General features: G+C 67.4%; 17 protein-coding genes. 12 read left to right on the forward strand and 5 right to left on the reverse strand.

The annotated features are described in order from the left end of the window. Positions 1-55 precede the first annotated feature (55 nt). From ACWPN3_RS24990 to ACWPN3_RS25015, 6 genes are all read left to right on the forward strand, one after another. The gene (locus tag ACWPN3_RS24990) at positions 56-595 is read left to right on the forward strand and encodes a DUF3576 domain-containing protein (protein ID WP_098740706.1); all 540 of its coding nucleotides are present in this window, start codon (positions 56-58) and stop codon (positions 593-595) included. A gap of 71 nt (positions 596-666) precedes the next feature. Continuing rightward, on the forward strand, positions 667-3,231 hold the full coding sequence (leuS, locus tag ACWPN3_RS24995; RefSeq protein ID WP_492239890.1) for a leucine--tRNA ligase: 2,565 nt from the start codon (positions 667-669) through the stop codon (positions 3,229-3,231). A 109-nt stretch (positions 3,232-3,340) separates the two neighbouring features. Continuing rightward, positions 3,341-3,805, forward strand: a complete 465-nt coding sequence (gene lptE / locus ACWPN3_RS25000; RefSeq protein WP_492239891.1) for an LPS assembly lipoprotein LptE — start codon at positions 3,341-3,343, stop codon at positions 3,803-3,805. 18 nt (positions 3,806-3,823) lie between these two features. Next, the gene (gene holA / locus ACWPN3_RS25005) at positions 3,824-4,849 is read left to right on the forward strand and encodes a DNA polymerase III subunit delta (RefSeq protein ID WP_492239892.1); all 1,026 of its coding nucleotides are present in this window, start codon (positions 3,824-3,826) and stop codon (positions 4,847-4,849) included. Positions 4,850-4,898: 49 nt separating this feature from the next. Further along, positions 4,899-5,429 carry a tryptophan-rich sensory protein gene (locus ACWPN3_RS25010; RefSeq protein ID WP_109095834.1) on the forward strand — a complete coding sequence of 177 codons (531 nt, stop codon included), beginning with the start codon at positions 4,899-4,901 and terminating at the stop codon, positions 5,427-5,429. A 79-nt stretch (positions 5,430-5,508) separates the two neighbouring features. Next, the gene (locus ACWPN3_RS25015; RefSeq protein ID WP_492239893.1) at positions 5,509-5,856 is read left to right on the forward strand and encodes a GIY-YIG nuclease family protein; all 348 of its coding nucleotides are present in this window, start codon (positions 5,509-5,511) and stop codon (positions 5,854-5,856) included. Positions 5,857-5,866: 10 nt separating this feature from the next. Here ACWPN3_RS25015 and ACWPN3_RS25020 read toward each other — a convergent pair whose 3' ends face one another. After that, entirely contained in the window at positions 5,867-6,904 is a 1,038-nt protein-coding gene (locus tag ACWPN3_RS25020; RefSeq protein ID WP_109095832.1) for a lysine-2,3-aminomutase-like protein, read from the reverse strand. A 66-nt stretch (positions 6,905-6,970) separates the two neighbouring features. On the opposite strand from ACWPN3_RS25020, the gene ACWPN3_RS25025 reads away from it, so the two are divergent. The 3 genes from ACWPN3_RS25025 (at position 6,971) to irrA (ending at position 10,053) form a co-directional block, all read left to right on the forward strand. Then, positions 6,971-7,714, forward strand: a complete 744-nt coding sequence (locus ACWPN3_RS25025) for a glycerophosphoryl diester phosphodiesterase (RefSeq protein ID WP_492239894.1) — start codon at positions 6,971-6,973, stop codon at positions 7,712-7,714. 254 nt (positions 7,715-7,968) lie between these two features. After that, entirely contained in the window at positions 7,969-9,366 is a 1,398-nt protein-coding gene (locus ACWPN3_RS25030; protein WP_199237472.1) for an NAD(P)H-dependent flavin oxidoreductase, read from the forward strand. A 264-nt stretch (positions 9,367-9,630) separates the two neighbouring features. After that, a complete protein-coding gene (irrA, locus tag ACWPN3_RS25035; protein WP_199237754.1) occupies positions 9,631-10,053 on the forward strand; it encodes an iron response transcriptional regulator IrrA in 423 nt (140 codons plus the stop codon). Between the two features lie 62 nt (positions 10,054-10,115). On the opposite strand, the gene ACWPN3_RS25040 is transcribed toward irrA, so the two are convergent. Together ACWPN3_RS25040 and ACWPN3_RS25045 are read right to left on the reverse strand one after the other, a co-directional pair. Then, positions 10,116-10,349: a hypothetical protein gene (locus ACWPN3_RS25040; RefSeq protein WP_109095828.1), complete on the reverse strand. Its 234-nt coding sequence runs from the start codon at positions 10,347-10,349 to the stop codon at positions 10,116-10,118. After that, the gene (locus ACWPN3_RS25045) at positions 10,346-10,588 is read right to left on the reverse strand and encodes a hypothetical protein (RefSeq protein WP_109095827.1); all 243 of its coding nucleotides are present in this window, start codon (positions 10,586-10,588) and stop codon (positions 10,346-10,348) included. The genes ACWPN3_RS25040 and ACWPN3_RS25045 overlap by 4 nt, the downstream gene beginning before the upstream one ends. 332 nt (positions 10,589-10,920) lie before the next feature. On the opposite strand from ACWPN3_RS25045, the gene ACWPN3_RS25050 reads away from it, so the two are divergent. Together ACWPN3_RS25050 and ACWPN3_RS25055 are read left to right on the forward strand one after the other, a co-directional pair. Next, positions 10,921-12,963 carry a sensor histidine kinase gene (locus tag ACWPN3_RS25050; protein ID WP_492261798.1) on the forward strand — a complete coding sequence of 681 codons (2,043 nt, stop codon included), beginning with the start codon at positions 10,921-10,923 and terminating at the stop codon, positions 12,961-12,963. Between the two features lie 37 nt (positions 12,964-13,000). Continuing rightward, on the forward strand, positions 13,001-13,222 hold the full coding sequence (locus tag ACWPN3_RS25055) for a hypothetical protein (protein WP_109095825.1): 222 nt from the start codon (positions 13,001-13,003) through the stop codon (positions 13,220-13,222). Positions 13,223-13,303: 81 nt separating this feature from the next. Here ACWPN3_RS25055 and ACWPN3_RS25060 read toward each other — a convergent pair whose 3' ends face one another. Together ACWPN3_RS25060 and ACWPN3_RS25065 are read right to left on the reverse strand one after the other, a co-directional pair. After that, entirely contained in the window at positions 13,304-14,986 is a 1,683-nt protein-coding gene (locus tag ACWPN3_RS25060; RefSeq protein WP_109095824.1) for a cation acetate symporter, read from the reverse strand. Next, positions 14,983-15,306, reverse strand: coding sequence for a DUF485 domain-containing protein (locus tag ACWPN3_RS25065; protein WP_109095823.1), 324 nt, complete (start codon positions 15,304-15,306; stop codon positions 14,983-14,985). Before ACWPN3_RS25065 ends, ACWPN3_RS25060 begins: the two co-directional genes overlap by 4 nt. A gap of 217 nt (positions 15,307-15,523) precedes the next feature. On the opposite strand from ACWPN3_RS25065, the gene ACWPN3_RS25070 reads away from it, so the two are divergent. Then, on the forward strand, positions 15,524-18,325 hold the full coding sequence (locus ACWPN3_RS25070) for a cache domain-containing protein (RefSeq protein WP_492261799.1): 2,802 nt from the start codon (positions 15,524-15,526) through the stop codon (positions 18,323-18,325). Positions 18,326-18,337 lie beyond the last annotated feature (12 nt).

Here is an 18,337-nt window from a genome sequence, read left to right on the forward strand (position 1 = left end):
CATTCCGCGCGTGACTCGCGCGCGGCAACCCCTTTTCTAAACCGGGTTCCCGACCATGCGCCGTTCGACCGCCCTTCGCCTTGTCCCTGTACTGCTCGCGGCTTCCGTCTCGATCGCCGGCTGCGCAAGCTGGGGCGGCAAGACCGAAACCGTCGAAGAGCAGATGAAGAACAAGGACTACAAGTTCGGCAGCCTGCTCGGCACCGACGGCGGTCTGAACCTGTTCGGCAAGAACAAGCGTGGCGGCGACCAGGACACGGCCGGGGGCATCGGCGTGAACAGCTTCCTGTGGCGCGCTTCGCTCGACACCCTGTCCTTCATGCCCATCGCCTCGGCCGACCCGTTCGGCGGCGTGATCCTGACCGACTGGTACACCCCGCCCGATTCGCCGAACGAACGGTTCAAGGTCAACCTCTACATCATGGACCGCCAGCTGCGCGCCGACGGCGTCCGGGTGTCGGTGTTCAAGCAGCAGCGGACCGGCAACGACTGGCGCGACATCACTGTCGGGCCGGAAACCGCCGGCACCCTGGAAGACGCGGTTCTGACCCGCGCCCGCCAGCTTCGCGTGGCGCAGAACGCCGCCGCCCGCTGACGCGGCGGCCGGTCCGGGCTGGTGTCCCGGCCTTTCGAGCATCTGGTACAACGGAAAACGGCGTCGCGCTCATGTCGCGTTACAATGTCAAGGAAACCGAGGCGAAGTGGCAGGGCGTGTGGGACAGCAAGGGCTGTTTCACCGCGCGCGAGGACGCCTCCCGGCCCAAATACTATGTGCTGGAGATGTTCCCCTATCCGTCGGGGCGCATCCACATGGGCCACGTCCGCAACTACACCATCGGCGACGTGATCGCGCGCTTCAAGCGCGCCAAGGGCTTCAACGTCCTTCACCCGATGGGCTGGGACGCCTTCGGCCTGCCGGCGGAGAACGCCGCGCTGGAGAAGAAGGTCCATCCCGCCGCCTGGACGCGCGAGAACATCGCGACCATGCGCGGGCAGCTGAAGACGATGGGCCTGTCCATCGACTGGGACCGCGAGATCGCCACCTGCGATGTGGAGTATTATCGCCACGAGCAGAAGATGTTCCTGGATTTCCTGAAGGCGGGCCTCGCCTACCGCAAGGAATCCTGGGTGAACTGGGATCCGGTGGACAACACCGTTCTCGCCAACGAGCAGGTGATCGACGGCCGCGGCTGGCGCACCGGCGCGCTGGTGGAGAAGCGCAAGCTGTCGCAGTGGTTCCTGAAGATCACCGCCTATGCCGAAGATCTGCTGAAGGGCCTGGAGACGCTGGACCGCTGGCCCGAGCGCGTCCGCATCATGCAGGAGAACTGGATCGGCAAGTCCACCGGCGTCCGGTTCCGCTTCAAGATCAAGGGGCGCGAGGACGATCTGGAGGTGTTCACCACCCGCCCGGACACGCTGTTCGGCGCCTCCTTCGCCGCGATCTCCCCGAATCACCCGCTGGCGGCCGAACTGGCCGCGTCCAGCCCGGAACTGGCCGAGTTCATCGCCGAGTGCAACCGGCTGGGCACCAGCGAAGAGGCGATCGAGACGGCGGAGAAGCGCGGCTTCGACACCGGGCTGACGGTCGTGCATCCCTTCGATCCGTCCTGGGAGCTGCCGGTCTACGTTGCCAACTTCGTGCTGATGGAATACGGCACGGGCGCCATCTTCGCCTGCCCGGCGCATGACCAGCGCGACCTGGATTTCGCCCGCAAGTACGGTCTGCCGGTCCGCCCGGTGGTGATTCCGGCCGATGCCGATCCGGCGGCCTTCGAGGTCGGGACCGAGGCCTACACCGGCCCCGGCGTGCTGCGGAACTCCGCCTTCCTCGACGGACTCGACACCGAGTCGGCGAAGGAGGAGGCCGGCAAGCGGCTGGAAGCGGCGGAGCAGGGCGAGCGCACCACCCAGTACCGCCTGCGCGACTGGGGCGTGTCCCGCCAGCGCTATTGGGGCTGCCCGATCCCGGTCATCCATTGCGAGTCGTGTGGCATCGTTCCGGTTCCGGACGACCAGCTGCCGGTCGTGCTGCCGGAGGATGTGACCTTCGACAAGCCCGGCAACCCGCTGGCCCACCACCCGACCTGGAAGCACACCGGCTGCCCCAATTGCGGCAAGCCGGCGCTGCGCGAGACGGACACCTTCGACACCTTCATCGAGTCGTCCTGGTATTTCGCCCGCTTCTGCTCGCCGAAGACCGAGGATGCGGCCTTCACCCGCGAGGCGGTCGATTACTGGCTGGGCGTCGACCAGTATATCGGCGGCATCGAGCATGCGGTCCTGCACCTGCTCTACAGCCGCTTCTGGACGCGCGCGCTGAAGACCTGCGGCTACCTGAACCTGGACGAGCCGTTCACCGGCCTGTTCACCCAGGGCATGGTCAACCACGAGACCTACAAGGACTCCGGCACCGGCGCCTGGCTGGCCCCGACCGACCTGACGAAGAACGACAAGGGCGAGTGGGTCCGGGCCGACACCGGTGCGCCGGTCAATGTCGGCCGTGTCGAGAAGATGTCGAAGTCCAAGAAGAACGTGGTGGATCCGGCGCACATCATCGGCACCTACGGCGCCGACGCCGCCCGCCTGTTCATGCTGTCCGACAGCCCGCCGGAACGCGATCTGGAATGGACCGAGGCCGGCATCGACGGTGCCTGGCGCTACATCAACCGCCTGTGGCGGATGATGACCGAGGCGGACCTGCCGGCCGCCGGCACGCCGAAGCCCGAGTTGCTCAGCCCGAAGGCCGAGGCCGTCCGTCGCCTGGTCCACAAGACCATCGCCGGCGTGTCGGAGGATCTCGACAAGTTCCGCTTCAACAAGGCGGTCGCCCGCGTTCGCGAGCTGTCCAACGCGCTGGGCGAGCTGGACGGCAAGGGTGACGGCGAGGGCTGGGTCCTGCGCGAGGGCTTCGAGTCGCTGGTCCGTCTCGTTGGTCCGATGATGCCGCATCTGGGCGAGGAGCTGTGGGCGCAGCTGGGCCACGGCAGCCTGCTGGCCGACCAGCCCTGGCCGGAGGCCGACCCCGCCCTGGTGGTGGAGGACAGCGTCAAGATCGCGGTCCAGGTCAACGGCAAGCTGCGCGCCACGCTGGAACTGCCGCGCGACATGGACAAGGATGCGGCGGAGCAGGCGGCACTTGCCGATGTCAACGTCCAGCGCGCCATGGACGGCAAGCCGGCGCGCAAGGTCATCGTCGTCCCGAACCGGGTGATCAATGTCGTCGTCTGATCCCAGATCAATCCGCCAGGGCTCGTTCCGCCGGAGCCCGCCCCGTCAGGCCCCACTCCGTCGGGCCGCGGCGCGGGGGCTTTTCGCCCTCGCGCTCGGCCTATCCGCCGTGTCCCTGTCGGGCTGCGGGTTCCAGCCGCTCTATGGCGGCAAGGGCATCGGGGCCGCCGCGTCCGAGCGGCTGATGGAGGTCGACATCGCGTCGATCCCCAACCGCGAAGGGCAGAAGCTCCGCAACCTGCTGATCGACAATTTCTACCCGTCGGAGCGGCCGAGCGCTCCGCGCTACCGGCTGGACGTGTCGCTGACGGCGTCGGAACAGAAGCTGGCCTTGCAGAAGGACGCCACCGCGGTGCGCGCCCAGCTGCTGGTCAACGCCCCCTACCGGTTGACCGACACCCAGACCGGGCAGGTCGTGTTCCAGTCCAGCTCGCGCTCGATGGTCAGCTACAACACGCTGGAGCAGCATTACGCCGCCATCGTGACAGTGCAGAACGCTTATGATCGGGCGCTCGAAGACATCTCCAACGACATCACCACCCGCGTCGCCATGTTTCTCGGCCGCGGGTCCTGACCGGCCGGGGATGCACGGGTGAAGCTCCAGCCCAAGGCGATCGATGGTTTTCTGCGCAGCCCGGACCGCAAGGTTCGGGCGGTGCTGCTTTATGGTCCCGACTCGGGGCTCGTCCGCGACCGCGCCCAGACGCTGGGCAAGACGGTGGTGCCGGACCTGTCCGATCCCTTCCGCGTCGCTGAGTTCCTGGGGCGCGCCATTGCCGACGATCCGGCGCGGCTGGCGGACGAGGCGGCGGCGATCTCCTTCACCGGCGGCCGGCGCCTGATCCGCGTCCGCGATGCCGAGGACAACGCCACCGCCGCCTTTGCCGCCTTTCTGGAAAACCCGCCGCCGGGCGACAGCCTGGTGGTGGTCGAGTCGGGCGACCTCTCAGCCCGCTCCAAGCTGCGGCTTCTGTTCGAGGGGGACGATGCCGCCGCCGCCATCCCCTGCTATGTCGAGGAGGAGGCGTCGCTCGGCCGCGTCATCGCCGACATTCTGCAAGGCCATGGGCTGACCGCCGATCCCGACGTGTTGAGCTTCCTCGCCGGCAACCTCGTCGGCGACCGCATGGTGGCCCGCGGCGAGGCGGAAAAGCTGGCGCTCTACATGGGCAGCGAAAAGCGCGTGCGGCTGGAGGATGCCCAGGCCTGCATCGGCGATAGCGCCGCCCTGTCGATGGACGAGCCGATATGGGCGGCGGCGGAGGGCGATTTCGCGACTCTCGACCGCTCGCTGGCGCGCCTGTTCGCCGAGGGCACCTCGCCGGTGCCGATCCTGCGCGGCGCCCAGCGCCATTTTCAGCGGCTGCAACTGCTCACCGCCCAGGTCGCTGCCGGCAAGTCGCCGGAGGCCGCCGTCGAGTCGCTGCGCCCGCCGGTCTTCTTCAAGCTGAAAACCCGGCTGGTCAGGCAGGCGCGCCACTGGTCACCCAACCATGTCCGGCAGGCGCTGGAGCGGCTGGTCGATGCCGAGGCCGACTGCAAGCGCACCAACATGCCGGACGAGACCCTGTGCGCCCGCGTGCTGTTCCAGCTCGCCTCGCTGGGGGCCCGGCGCTGAAGGATGGCGCTGACTTGACCGTTGGGGGCGGCGCGCTATCTGGCGGAGCATGAGCGACGCCACGTACTCCGCGCCACCGCCCGCCCCCTTCCGGGTCCGCTGGTGGCAACCCCTGCTGTTCTGGGTCATCGTCAATGCCTGGGGCTTTGTCGAGCGGGGCGGACAGCCCTTTGCCGGGCACCACCCGTCGCCCTTGCAGCCGCCGGGCTGGGTCTTCCCGGTGATGTGGTTCACCTTGAACGTCTTCCAGATCTGGGGAGACATCCGCCTGATCGACCCGGCGCGGCGAATCCGCAGCCGCGGGCTTCTGATCGGCCTCCAGGCGGTGACCTGGGCGATCTACGCCACCTTCAGCCTCGTCTATTTCACGCTGGGCAGCTCAATCCTCGCCGCAGCATGGACGGTGTGCTTCTTCGTCATCACGTCGATCTGCATCGCGCTGGTAGGGCGTGACGACCGAAGCATCGCGCTGATCTGGACGCCGTTGATCCTGTGGACCGGCTTCGCTTCGGTGGTCGGCATCCACAATGCCCTCATCAACCCCGATCCGCTGTTCGGGACGCCAGCCCTCTGGGGATAAAACCCGGATAAAAACCTTGCATGGAATATCACCCGGGTATAACCAATCGGGACAGATAACCCGCGAAGGAGTGAAGGCTATGGCGGCGACGGTTGGGAAAGAGGATCGAAAGGCGGCAATGGCCGCCTACAAGGAGCGCAAGAGCGTGGCCGGTGTCTTCGCCGTCCGTTGCGGGGCCTCCGGTACGGTGTGGGTGGGCGGCGCGCCGGACCTCGACAAGATCCGGAACCGCCTCTGGTTCCAACTGAAGATGGGCGGCTGCCCGCACCGCAGCCTGCAGGTAGCCTGGAACGCCCATGGCGCCGAGTCGCTGGCGTTCGAGATCGTCGAGCCGCTGGAAGACGAGGAACTTGCCTTCGCCCGCGCTGCCGCCCTGAAGGCGCGGGTCGCCCATTGGGTTGCGGCTTTGCGGGCAGAAGCGATCTGAGGGCGGGCGCTCAGCCGCGGTAGTCGTGAACCCGGCCGGTGAAGTCGGTCACGCGATAGCGGTTCCCGTCCTCCGCTTCGATCCAGGCCGGGGCGGCGGGGGCTTTGCCATGGCCGCCGGGAATGTCGAGCACGTAGGTCGGCTGGCACAGGCCGGACAGTTTCCCGCGCAGGCCGGTCACCAGTGCCTGCCCCTCCGCCAGCGTCGGACGGAAATGGCTGGTGCCGGCGGCAAGGTCGGGATGATGCAGGTAATAGGGCTTCACCCGGTTGCGGACCATCCCGCGGAACAGAGCCTCCAGCGCGGCATGGCTGTCGTTGATGCCCTTCAGCAGCACGGTTTGTCCGACCAGTGGGATGCCGGCCCCGACCAGCCGGGCGAGGGCCGCCCGCACCGGTGGAGTCAGTTCGTCGGCATGGTTGATGTGGACGGCGACCCAGGTGGCGAGGTCAGGGGCGGTCAGCGCCTCCACCAGTTCCGGCGTGACACGGTCGGGATCGGCGGCGGGAATGCGGCTGTGCAGACGGACGACACCGACATGCGGCATGGCCGACAGCGCGTGGACGATCCCGCGCAGCCGGCGCGGCGACAGCAGCAGCGGGTCGCCGCCGGTGATCACCACCTCCCACACCTCCTCATGCTCGCGGATATAGGCCAGCGCCGCATCCATCTCCTCGGCGGTCAGTGCCTCGCCGCCCGGGCCGACCATCTCCCGGCGGAAGCAGAAACGGCAATAGACCGCGCAGGCGTGCAGCGGCTTCAGCAGCACCCGGTCGGGATAGCGGTGGACGATGCCCTTCACCGGGCTGCGCGCCACGTCGCCGATGGGATCCGCGAGTTCCTCCGGCGTGCTGTACGCCTCGGCCGGGGAGGGGACATATTGGGCATAGAGGGGATCCCGCGGATCCATGCGTCCGGCCAGCGCCTCGCGCAGGTACGGGGTCAACGCCACGGCATAGCGGTCGGCGACCGTGCGCACGGCATCGCCGGCCTCCGGCGTCATCAGCCCGGCGGCCACCAGATCGGAAACGCTGTGCAGGGCCTTCATCGCTCTTTCCCGCTTCGACGGAATGGGTCATGTAGGAAAGCGACCGCTCTTACTCCTGCGAGACCCATGCTGTCGACTCTTCCCCGCCTGATCGGCCATCGCGGCGCCAAGGAAAGCGCCCCGGAAAACACCCTCGCCTCGATCCGCGAAGCCGCCCGCCAGGGCGCCCGCTGGGTCGAGGTGGACGTCATGCTGACCCGCGACCAGCGCCCCGTGCTGATCCATGACGACACGCTGGACCGCACCACCACCGGCAGCGGCGCCGTCCCGTTGCTGGATCTGGCGGAGCTGCAGGCACTCGACGCCGGGCGCTGGTTCGATGCCGCCTTCGTCGGCGAGCGCGTGCCGACGCTGGAGGAGGCGGTGGCGCTGGTCAATGACCTGGGCCTGGGCCTGAACCTGGAGATCAAGCCCTATCCGGGGCAGGAGGAGATCACGGCGGAGGTGGCGCTGAACACCCTGCGCCCGCTGTGGCCGTCCGACCGGCCGCTTCTGCTCTCCAGTTTCGAGGTTCCCTGCCTGGAGGTGGCGCAGCGTCTGTGGCCGAAGATCCCGCGCGGCTATCTGCTGTGGGACCCGCCCTCCGACTGGGCTTCCATCGCCGATCGCATCGGCGCGGCGACGCTGAACGTCCATCAGGACCGCCAGACGGCGGACAGCGTGGCCGAGTACCGCGCCACCGGCCGGCCGGTGCTGGCCTACACCGTCAATGACGCCGAGCGCGCCCGGACCCTGTTCGGCTGGGGCGTGTCGGCGGTCTTCACCGATGCGCCCGGCCGGCTCGCCGACGAACTGGCGGCGGATGCCTGATGGGAAGCCCGACGATCCGCCGGTGGACCGGTCGATATGCTGACGCTTCCGTTCGCGACTGCGGCAATTCATGAACGTTTTTTGCGCGAGGGGATGAATCCGCTCGTAGGGCGCGCCAATTCCTCATATATAGAACCGCACTGGCGATCCCGCCGGAACCCACGCGGATTCCGGCGGAGCTTTTCGTCGTCCGGTAGTCCGCCGCTTTGGTCCGGCGTCCCACGGGATGCCACGTTCGGTCTTTGGAGGGTTCGTTGAAGGCGTTGAAGCCGTTGCCGATGTCCGGCCGGGAGGTTCTGCCGCTCGTCGAGGGTGGCAAGGGTATTGCCGTTTCCAACGGCGAAAGCTCCGGAGCCTGGGCGGCTGCCGGCGGGATTGGCACCTTTTCGGGTGTCAACGCCGACAGCTATGATGAGAACGGCAACCTTCTGCCGCAGATCTACAAGGGCAAGACCCGGCGCGAGCGCCATAACGAGCTGATCGCCTTCGGCATCGAGGGCGGCATCGCCCAGGCGCGCATCGCGCACGAGACGTCGAACGGCAACGGCCGTATCCACATGAACGTCCTGTGGGAAATGGGCGGCGCCGAGCACATCCTGCATGGCGTGCTGGAAGGCGCCCAGGGCATGATCCACGGCGTCACCTGCGGCGCCGGCATGCCTTACAAGGTTGCCGAGATCGCCGTGAGCTACGGCGTCCATTACTATCCGATCGTCTCGTCGGCCCGCGCTTTCCGCGCCTTGTGGCTGCGCGCCTACCACAAGTTCCGGGACCATCTCGGCGGTGTGGTGTACGAGGATCCGTGGCTGGCCGGAGGTCACAACGGCCTGTCCAACTCCGAAGACCCGCAGAAGCCGGAGGATCCGTTCCCCCGCGTCCTGGCCCTGCGCCAGATGATGAACAGCTTCGGGCTGAACGACACCCCCATCGTGATGGCGGGCGGCGTCTGGTGGCTGTCGGAGTGGGAGGATTGGATCGACAATCCAGACCTGGGTCCTGTCGCCTTCCAGTTCGGCACCCGTCCGCTGCTGACCCAGGAGAGCCCGATTTCGATGGCGTGGAAGCGCAAGCTGGTGGCGCTGCAGCCGGGCGACGTCTTCCTGAACCGCTTCTCCCCCACCGGCTTCTACTCGTCGGCAGTGAAGAACCCCTTCCTGCTGGACCTGATGGCCCGGTCCGAGCGTCAGGTCGCCTATCTGTCCAAGCCGGTGGGCGAGCATTCGGCCGAATTCCCGGTCGGTCCGCGCGGCCGTCCGGTCTACGTGACCGAAAGCGACAAGCAGCGCGCCGAGGGTTGGCTGTCCCAGGGCTTCACCACCGCCCTGAAGACGCCGGACAGCACGCTGGTCTTCGTCACGCCCCAGCAGTCGGACAAGATCCTGCACGATCAGGTCGACTGCATGGGCTGCCTGTCGGCCTGCGGCTTCTCCAACTGGGCGCAGAACGACGAAGGCACGACGGGCAAGCGCGCCGATCCGCGCTCTTTCTGCATCCAGAAGACGCTCCAGGCGGTCAGCCACACCGACGACTGCGAAAACCAGCTGATGTTCGCGGGGCACAACGCCTACCGCTTCGCCAGCGATCCTTATTACAACGACGGCTTCATCCCCACGGTGAAGCAGCTGATTGAACGGATCGCCACCGGCTACTGACCGGTCGCATCCACCGGCCACATCCATCGGTCTGGCAAGGCCGTCGGCGGGAAACCGTCGGCGGCCTTTGCATTGGGCCGTCATGGGCAGTCATCCGGTTCGGGCGGCTCTCCAAACCATGTCTCCATTGACGTCGCTGCGACAATGGCTTGCGTGAGCTTTCCGAATGGTTTTACTCTTAAACAGAATGCGGCCTAGTGCCGCGGTTCTGTTTTGGACTCCGTGTCCGATCCCACTGTCGACAGTACGGGTGCCTCGCCCATGATGACCGCCGAACGCCCCTTCAAGCGAGCCCTCGACCGGCTGAACAGCGCCGGGTTGCGCCCGACCCGCCAGCGCCTTGGCCTCGCCCGCATGCTGTTCGAAGGCTGCGACCGGCATGTCACGGCGGAGCAATTGCATGGCGAGGCGCAGGCAGCCGACCTGCCGGTGTCACTGGCGACCGTCTACAACACGCTGAACCAGTTCACCGCCGCCGGGCTTCTGCGCGAGGTGGTGGTGGAGGCGGGCAAATCCTACTTCGACACCAACACCAGCGACCATCACCATTTCTTCGTCGAATCCACCGGCCGGCTGGAGGACATCCCCGCGGACCGGCTGACGGTGCAGAACCTTCCGGCCGCCCCCGCCGGCACCCGCGTCGCCCGCGTCGACGTGATCGTCCGCCTCATCGAGGACGACATCTGATCGAGGACGACATCTGATCGAGGATGACGTCCGATCCTGTCCCCTTGCCGATGGTCCGGTGCTCAGCCCTCGTCGGGCTGCGTCGGGGAGGGGGCGCGGTCGACGAAAGGCCAGCGGATGAAGGCGAAGGCCCAGACCGCCAGGACGTTGAGGTAGGGGAACAGCAGCAGCAGGATCCACAGCGGGCTGCGCCCGGCCTTGGCCAGAACCCAGCCGCCGGCGATCAGCATGTACATCGTGACGATGGAGCCGATCAGCAGTTCCCAGAAGCCGAGCTGGATCACGGTCTCCGTCATGCCGTCCTCCGTGCCTTGACCTTGCGCGCCTGCCGTGCCGGCAGCACCGGCCATCGGCTGTGAGCCATCACGCCGATGGGCACAACATGACCGAGCGGCACCAGGGAGAACAGGGCCCACAGCGGCGAGAAGCCGGCCCGCCGCAGGATGCGCGACATCGGCCAGACGATGGCGATCTGGAACAGCATCAGCCCCAGGAGCGGCCCCTGGGACAGGCTATCGATGAAATCCTGCAGCATGCCCGACGGGATCCTCCTTCACATCGTCGCCGGGCAGAGAAGCGCGGGCTGCGGGCTTTGTCGAGCCAAACTTTTCCCGGAACTCTTCCCCTAAGCTCCTTCCATGCACGACGGCCGGCCGAAGCATCCCTGATGCTGCCCGGATCAGGGGTAAGCGAACGTGAAAATGCCCGCACCGGCATGCTACAGTTCGTCGCGTCCGGCCGTTCCGGCTTGACGTCTCTCCAGCATTCAGACGCGGCGGACCATTTCCTTTGACGGATCTCTCCGAACCGGACGGTGGCGCACGCGGGACGTGGTGGCGCTTATCCTCTCTTCCGCCCGTCGCCGCGATGCGAATCGGCCTGCTTGTGGCGGTGATCGCCGGCTTTTGGCTGGTCGCATACGCCGACCTTGAGCGGGCGCGCGACCGGGCGATCCATGATGGTCTGCGCCAGACCGCAAACCTCTCGACCTTGCTGGAGGAGGACGCCCGCCGGGTCATGGTCGTGGCGGACCATGCCCTTCGGGCGACGGCGGCCGAGGGGACGATTCCCGCCTATCTGGTTGGGGAAGGGGCAGGGGTATCGGGGGCGGCCATCGGTCCCGGGCCGGCTTTGCGGACTCTGATGATCGTCGAGCGGGATGGCCGGGTGCGGCAGGCTGCCGGTCTGCACAAGCCCACCGATGTCGCCCATTCCCCGTTGGCTGAGGCGTTGATGGGGGAGCCGCGCGCCTTCGTCGGGCCTTATCGCGAGGCCGACGGCGGTTGGCGGGCCGCGATAATCCGTCCGCTTGCCAACGGCAGCGCCATGGCGGTGGCTGTGCTCGATCTCGACCGTTTCGCCCGGCTTTATGCGACCCAGGACATCGGCCCGCTCAGCATCATTCTGTTGTACGGTGAGAATGGCATGGTCCTGTCCCATTCTCGGAGCGGAATGCGCGCTCTCGATGAGAACCGCGCTTTCTTCGCCTCGGTCCTGCCGCGTCTGCCTGCCGGTGAGAATGCCCGGACGCTGTCCGGTCTCGATCCCACGGAGGGACGGGAGCGCATCGGTACGGTGCGCCGTGTGGCGGGGTGGCCGCTTTACGTCTATGTCCGCATCCGGACCGAGGACGTGCTGGCCGGCTGGTACGACGACCGCTGGAAACGCATTCTGGAAACCGCAGCAGTGTCGGTGGTGGTGCTGCTGCTGGCATTGCTGGCCTTGCGGCAGCTCGGCCGGCTGGAAACGACGACGCAGGCGCTGCGCGCCAGCGAACGGCGGTCGCAGGCCCTGTTCGACAGCAGTTTCCAGATCATGGGGCTGTTGGCGCCGGACGGTCGGGTGCTGGCGCTGAACCGGCCTGCCTGCGCCCTGGCCGGCCTGCCGGCCGAAGCGCTGGTCGGACATCCCGCCTGGGAGTTCCGCGGCTGGGCCCGCACGGACGATCTGGCGGCTGCTTTCCGCCAGTCCATCGAAAAGGCGGCCTCGGGACGCTTCGTCCGTTACGAGACCGATGTGGTCGCCGACGGGCTCACCCGCGTGATGGATGTGACGATCAAGCCGGTCTACGACGACAGGGGCGTCGTTACGGTGCTGGTGGTCGAGGCGCGCGACATCACCGAGCGGGTCGAGGCCGCCGAAAGGCTGGCCACGGCGCTCGACCAGGCGGAGGCCGCCAACCGGGCCAAGAGCGCCTTCCTGGCGACCATGAGCCACGAACTGCGCACGCCGCTGAACGCCATCATCGGCTTTTCCGACATCATGCTGCACGAGCTGTTCGGTCCGCTGGGCAGCCCGCGCTATCGCGACTATGCCCGTCATGTGCAGAACAGCGGCCGCCACCTTCTGGACCTGATCAACGACGTGCTGGACATGTCGAAGCTTGAGGCCGGACGCTACACGCTGGATGAAAGCTGGATGGAGCCGGCCGAGGCCATCGAGACCTGCCGGGCGCTGGCCGCGGTGCCGGCCGATGTCGGTGGGGTGACGCTGGCGGTCGACTGCCCCCCCGACCTGCCCAATCTGCTGGCCGACGAGCGCGCCTTGCGTCAGGTGCTGCTGAACCTGCTGTCGAACGCGGTCAAATTCACCCCGCGCGGCGGCCGGGTGACGGTAAGCGGGGTGCGGGAGGAGGATGGCCGGATCGCCATCACCGTGCGCGATACCGGCATCGGCATCGCCGCCGACGCGCTGGCCCGCATCCTTGAGCCGTTCCAGCAGGCCGACAGCAGCATCTCCGGGCGGTTCGGCGGCACCGGGCTGGGCCTGTCGATCTGCCGCGACCTGATGGCCCTGCATGGCGGGAGCCTGTCCATCGACAGCGAACCGGGCCGCGGCACCGCCGCCACCATCCGTTTCCCCGCCGACCGCACCGGCCGGCCGGTTGCGGCGGATGGGTTGCCGGCGTAAGCCTGTCGGCGGTCAAGAGCATCGAAAGGCGGACGAGATGATCGGGAATGACGGGAAGCCGGTGTCCAAGGAGACGCTGCGCACACACATCGCCGCCTACAACGGCCAGTCGCGCGGCTCCAAGGAATTCGCGGCGATCCCCCGCGCGCTGGTCACCATCCTGGACGGGCTGAAGCCGGGCAAGACCGGCTACGTCAAATGCCTGGACGGGCAGATCCAGCTGTCGCGCCGCAAGGACAACAGCGTCTCGGCCGGCTGACATAAGGAAAGGCGCCCTTCCCCGGACTGGAGAAGAGCGCCTTTCCGCTAAAATGTGCCGGGCCGTCGGGCCGTCAGGGGATCAGTGCTTGGCCGCGGCGGCGGCACCGATGCCGGTCTGGGAGCGGACGAACTGGTCCTCGAAGGCCTCGCGCTCGGCACGGGCCGACGCGCTGCTGTCCAGCTTCGAGACGACGATGGTGACGATGAAGGCCAGCGTCATCGAGAACAGGGCCGGCTGCTCGTAGGGGAAGATGGGGGCCGGGTTGTTCAGCACCACCACCCACACGGCGTTGGACAGGATGACCAGCGTCACTGCGGAGATCAGGCCGGCGATGCCGCCCGCCAGCGCGCCGCGCGTGGTCAGCCCCTTCCAGTACATCGACAGGATCAGCACCGGGAAGTTCACCGACGCCGCGACGCCGAAGGTCAGCCCGACCAGGAAGGCGACGTTCTGCTTCTCGAAGGCGATGCCCAGCACGACGGCCAGGACGCCCAGCACCAGCGAGGCGATCTTGGACACGCGCATCTCCTCGCGCTCCGTCGCCTCGCCCTTGCGGATGACGCGGGCGTAGAGGTCGTGGGCGATGGCGGACGCGCCGGCCAGTGCCAGACCCGACACCACCGCCAGGATGGTGGCGAAGGCGACCGCCGACAGGAAGCCCAGGAACAGGTCGCCGCCCAGCGCCTTGGCCAGATGCATCACCGGCATGTTGCCGCCGCCGATGAGCTTGCCGCCGACCTTGCCGCCTTCGAAGAACTGCGGGTCGGTGCCGACGATGGTGATCGCCGCCATGCCCAGCACGCAGACGATCAGGAAGAAGAAGCCGATGAAGCCCGAGGCGTAGAAGACCGACTTGCGGGCCTCGCGCGCGTTGGGGACGGTGAAGAAGCGCATCATGATGTGCGGCAGGGCGGCGGTGCCGAACAGCAGGCCCAGCGACAGCGACACCGCCGATACCGGGTCGGCCAGCAGCGTGCCCGGCCCCATGATCTTCACGCCGTCCTTGTGGGAGGCGATGGCGCTCCTGGCGATGGCCTCCAGGCTGAAGCCGAAGCGGGACAGGGCCAGGAAAGCCAGCAGGATGCCGCCGCCCAGCAGGAGCACCGCCTTGATGATCTGCACCCAGGTGGTGGCGATCATGCCGCCGAAGGTGACATAGACCACCATCAGAACGCCGACCACGATCACCGCGACATTGTAGTCCAGCCCGAACAGCAGCTTGATCAGCTGGCCGGCGCCGACCATCTGGACGATCAGGTAGAAGCACACCACCGTCAGCGAGCCGATGGCGGCGAAAGTGCGGATCTTGCCCTGGTCCAGCCGGTATGAGGCGATGTCGGCGAAGGTGAAGTGGCCGAGGTTGCGCAGCCGTTCGGCCAGCAGGAACAGGATGATCGGCCAGCCGACGAAGAAGCTGATGGTGTAGACGAAGCCGTCATAGCCCTTGGCGAACACCAGGCTCGACAGGCCGAGCAGCGTCGCCGCCGACATGTAGTCGCCAGCAATCGCCAGGCCGTTCTGGAAGCCGGTGATGCCGCCGCCCGCGGTGTAGAAGTCGGAGGTGGACCGGGTGCGGCTGGCCGCCCAATAGGTGATGCCCAGCGTCATCACCACGAAGGCGATGAACATGCCGATGGCCGACAGGTTGATCGGCTGCTTTTCCAGCTGCCCGACATCGCCGGCGGCCAGCGCCGGCACGGCAGACAGGGCGGCGGCCAGGATGGCGGCGCTGGCTGCAACAAGGATCCGGCGGGCGATCATTGCAGCGTCTCCCGCGTGATCTCGTCGGTCAGGTCCTGGAAGCGGCCGTTGGCGAAATGGGAATAGACGCCGGTCAGCAGCCAGGACAGGATGATGATCGCCGCCCCGATGGGGAAGCCGACGCTCAGCGACGACTCGTCGGACATCGGCTTGTGCAGCAGGCCGGGAGCGAAGGCGACCACCATCATGAAGGCGTAGTAGCCGACCAGCACGATGGCCGACAGGACCAGGGCCAGCCGGCTGCGCTGGCGCACCAGCTCGTGGAATTTGGGGTTCCGGCGAACCCTCTCGTAGACGGGAGTGTTGGCGGGGGAGTGCATGTTTCCTCCAGACGCTGAACGTCCTTGTGTCGCCCTGTTTGGGCTTATGTCCTTCCGGCTAACAAAACACTGTTTCGCAAATTTCCCGGAAATATGACGAATTGTTTCAGGGTAATTCAGGCAACAATCCCACTGATTCGCGTTGAGCCGCGGCGGTGAAGCTGGAATGATGGCGAGGATTCCATCGCCCCCGCATTCCGCCACCCCCGCCCGGAAAATGATCCGTTCGCCCCTGTTCCTCCGGCTGTTCTCGGCGATCCTGGTCTCGCTCGGGCTGTTCTCCGCGGCGGCCTACGTCTTCTCGGTCCCCTTCATCGAGGAGAAGGCCTACGAGATCGAACGCGACGCCAGCCGCACCATCCTCGACAACGTGTTTGAACTGGTCAGCCGCATCCGCGGCGGGCTGGAGGAGCAGCGGGTGGCGACCGTCGATTCCTACAAGACCCGGCTGCGCGACGTGCTGGAGCTGGCGGTCGGCTATATCGAGCATGTCTATGCCCGCGCAGACCGCGGCGAGATCACGATGGAGCAGGCGAGGCGCGAAGCGATGGAGGGGCTGCACGCCTTCCGCTACGGCAACGGCGACTATGTGTGGGCCATCGGCTACGATTCGGTGATCCTGTCGCACCCCTCGCCGGACTATCAGGGGCGCAAGGCCGACGATCTGCGCGACAATCTGGGCCGCCACATCCTGCCCACCATTGTCGCCACCGCCAAGCGCGAGGGGGAGGGGTTCCAGACCTATCCGTGGTGGCGGCCGAACGGCGACGAGCGGGCGCCGAAGCTCAGCTTCTTCAAGGATTTGCCCAGGCGTGGCATCATCGTCGGCACCGGCGCCTATCTGGCCGATGTCGATGCCGAGGTGGAGCGGCGCAAGGCCGACGCCATCGAGGATCTGCGCCAGGCCCTGCGCAAGCTGCGGATCGCCCGCACCGGCTATCTCTATATCTTCGATTCGGCGAACCGGATGATCATCCACCCGAATTCGAACATCGAGGGCACGGCCTTCGGCGACCGGCTGAACTCCGCCACCGGCCGTCCCATCGCCGAGGATTTGAAGGTCGCCGCGGCAAAGGGGGAGCCGCTGACCTATCTGTGGGACAAGCCCGACGATCCCGGCAACTACGCCTACGAGAAGATCAGCTGGGTCCGGCATTTCGAGGGGTTCGACTGGTACATCGCCTCGTCGGTCTATGTCGACGAGCTGCGGCGGTCGTCGGTGGTGCTGGGCAACCGCATCCTCGCCATCGGCATGGCGCTGATGGCGGCGGGAAGCCTGCTGGGCTACATCGCGGTCGGGCGGCTGGTGCGGCCGCTGCGCCGGCTGGCCGACACCGCGGTGCAGGTGAGGGCCGGCGACCTCGGTGCCCAGAGCGGCATCCGCCGCGGCGACGAGATCGGCCTGCTGGCCGCCTCCTTCGACGGCATGGTGCGCCAGCTGCGCGACACCGTCGCCACGCTGGACAGCCGGGTGCGCGACCGCACCGCCGCATTGGCGGAGGCGGAGACCCGGCAGCGCGTGATCCTGGATGCGATCCCCGCCAGCATCGCCGGACTGGACCGCGACGGTCGGCTGACCTTCGCCAACCTGCGCTGGGCAGACCTGGTCGGTCGCGACAAGGCGTCGGTCATCGGCCGTGACTTGGCGTCGGTCGTCGGTCGTCGGGCGATGGCGGCGTTGCGTCCCCATCTGGACCGCTGCCTGTCGGGGGAGGTGGTCACCTTCGAATACGCCTTCCCGCGCGACGGGCGCGAGATGGTGACCAAGACCACACTCATTCCCCACCGCGGGGAGGGCCGGGTGCATGGCTTGGGCGAGGAGGGCGCGGTCACCGGCCTGTTCGTCCTGACCCTCGACGTCACCGACGAGAAGCAGACCGAGCGCCAGCTGGTGGAGGCGCAGCGGCTGAAGGCGGTCGGCCAGCTGTCCGGCGGACTGGCGCACGACTTCAACAACCTGCTGTCGATCATCATCGGCAACCTGTCGGCGGCGCGCGACCGCTACGCGGCGGTGGAGGGGCTCGACGCCTATCTGGAGCCGGCCCAGCGCGCCGGCCGCCGTGGTGCCGACATCACCGCCCGCCTGCTCGCCTTCTCCCGCCAGCAGCCGCTGAAGCCGGAGCCGATCGAGCTTTGCGGCCTCTTGCGCGACATGGCGGTTCTGCTGCGCCGCTCCTTCCCCAGTTCCATCGCCATCGGCGTGCCGGAGGAGGGGCGGGACTGCTGGACCATAGCCGACCAGACCCAGCTGGAGAACGCGCTGGTCAACCTCGCCATCAACGCGCGCGACGCCATGCCCATTGGCGGTCGGCTCGACATCGCGGTCGGCATCCGCAAGCTGGAGGGCGATCAGTCCTTCGACGAGCCGGTCCGGCCCGACGATTATCTGGAAATCCGTGTCACCGACACCGGCACCGGCTTCACGCCTGAGGCGTTGGCCCGCGCGGTTGAGCCCTTCTTCACGACGAAGGCCCTCGGCTCCGGCCTGGGGCTGTCGATGGTCTACGGCTTCGTCAAGCAGTCGCGCGGCTATCTGCGCATCGACAGCCGGCCGGAGGAGGGGACGACCGTTACCCTGCTGCTGCCGCGTGCCGAACCGGTGCCCCGCCTGCAGGAGGCCGAAACGGCAACGGCCGAACCGCAGCCCGGAGGCTGGTCCGGCCAGCTGGCGCTGGTGGCGGAGGACAATGACGATGTCCGGCAGGTGATGCGGCAGCAGCTGGTCGACCTCGGCTTCTCGGTGGTGGAGGCTGCGAGTGGCGACGAGGCGGCGGAGCTGGTGGAGCAGATCGACGGGCTGTCGCTGCTGGTCTCCGACATCGTGATGCCCGGCCTGTCGGGGGTGGAACTGGCTCGGCGCGCCCGGCTGCTGCGCCCGGCCATGCGGGTGGTTCTGGTCAGTGGATTCGCTGTCGAGTATGGCGACGTTCCCGCCGATGCCGTCATACTGCGCAAGCCATGGGACAAGCGGGACCTGGTGGCGGCCATCGGCCACGCCGCCGAACCCGCGCCGGCCTGATACAATCGGGCA

It is taken from the genome of Azospirillum sp. UENF 111221, assembly GCF_058780625.1.

Excerpts from the sequence above, each read along its gene's own strand:
- ACWPN3_RS24990 (WP_098740706.1), top strand. The coding sequence starts at position 56 with ATGCGCCGTTCGACCGCCCTTCGCCTTGTCCCTGTACTGCTCGCGGCT.
- leuS (WP_492239890.1), top strand. The coding sequence starts at position 667 with ATGTCGCGTTACAATGTCAAGGAAACCGAGGCGAAGTGGCAGGGCGTG.
- ACWPN3_RS25010 (WP_109095834.1), top strand. The coding sequence starts at position 4,899 with ATGAGCGACGCCACGTACTCCGCGCCACCGCCCGCCCCCTTCCGGGTC.
- ACWPN3_RS25015 (WP_492239893.1), top strand. The coding sequence starts at position 5,509 with ATGGCGGCGACGGTTGGGAAAGAGGATCGAAAGGCGGCAATGGCCGCC.
- ACWPN3_RS25020 (WP_109095832.1), bottom strand. The coding sequence starts at position 6,904 with ATGAAGGCCCTGCACAGCGTTTCCGATCTGGTGGCCGCCGGGCTGATG.
- ACWPN3_RS25025 (WP_492239894.1), top strand. The coding sequence starts at position 6,971 with ATGCTGTCGACTCTTCCCCGCCTGATCGGCCATCGCGGCGCCAAGGAA.
- irrA (WP_199237754.1), top strand. The coding sequence starts at position 9,631 with ATGACCGCCGAACGCCCCTTCAAGCGAGCCCTCGACCGGCTGAACAGC.
- ACWPN3_RS25040 (WP_109095828.1), bottom strand. The coding sequence starts at position 10,349 with ATGACGGAGACCGTGATCCAGCTCGGCTTCTGGGAACTGCTGATCGGC.
- ACWPN3_RS25045 (WP_109095827.1), bottom strand. The coding sequence starts at position 10,588 with ATGCTGCAGGATTTCATCGATAGCCTGTCCCAGGGGCCGCTCCTGGGG.
- ACWPN3_RS25050 (WP_492261798.1), top strand. The coding sequence starts at position 10,921 with ATGCGAATCGGCCTGCTTGTGGCGGTGATCGCCGGCTTTTGGCTGGTC.
- ACWPN3_RS25055 (WP_109095825.1), top strand. The coding sequence starts at position 13,001 with ATGATCGGGAATGACGGGAAGCCGGTGTCCAAGGAGACGCTGCGCACA.
- ACWPN3_RS25060 (WP_109095824.1), bottom strand. The coding sequence starts at position 14,986 with ATGATCGCCCGCCGGATCCTTGTTGCAGCCAGCGCCGCCATCCTGGCC.
- ACWPN3_RS25065 (WP_109095823.1), bottom strand. The coding sequence starts at position 15,306 with ATGCACTCCCCCGCCAACACTCCCGTCTACGAGAGGGTTCGCCGGAAC.
- ACWPN3_RS25070 (WP_492261799.1), top strand. The coding sequence starts at position 15,524 with ATGATCCGTTCGCCCCTGTTCCTCCGGCTGTTCTCGGCGATCCTGGTC.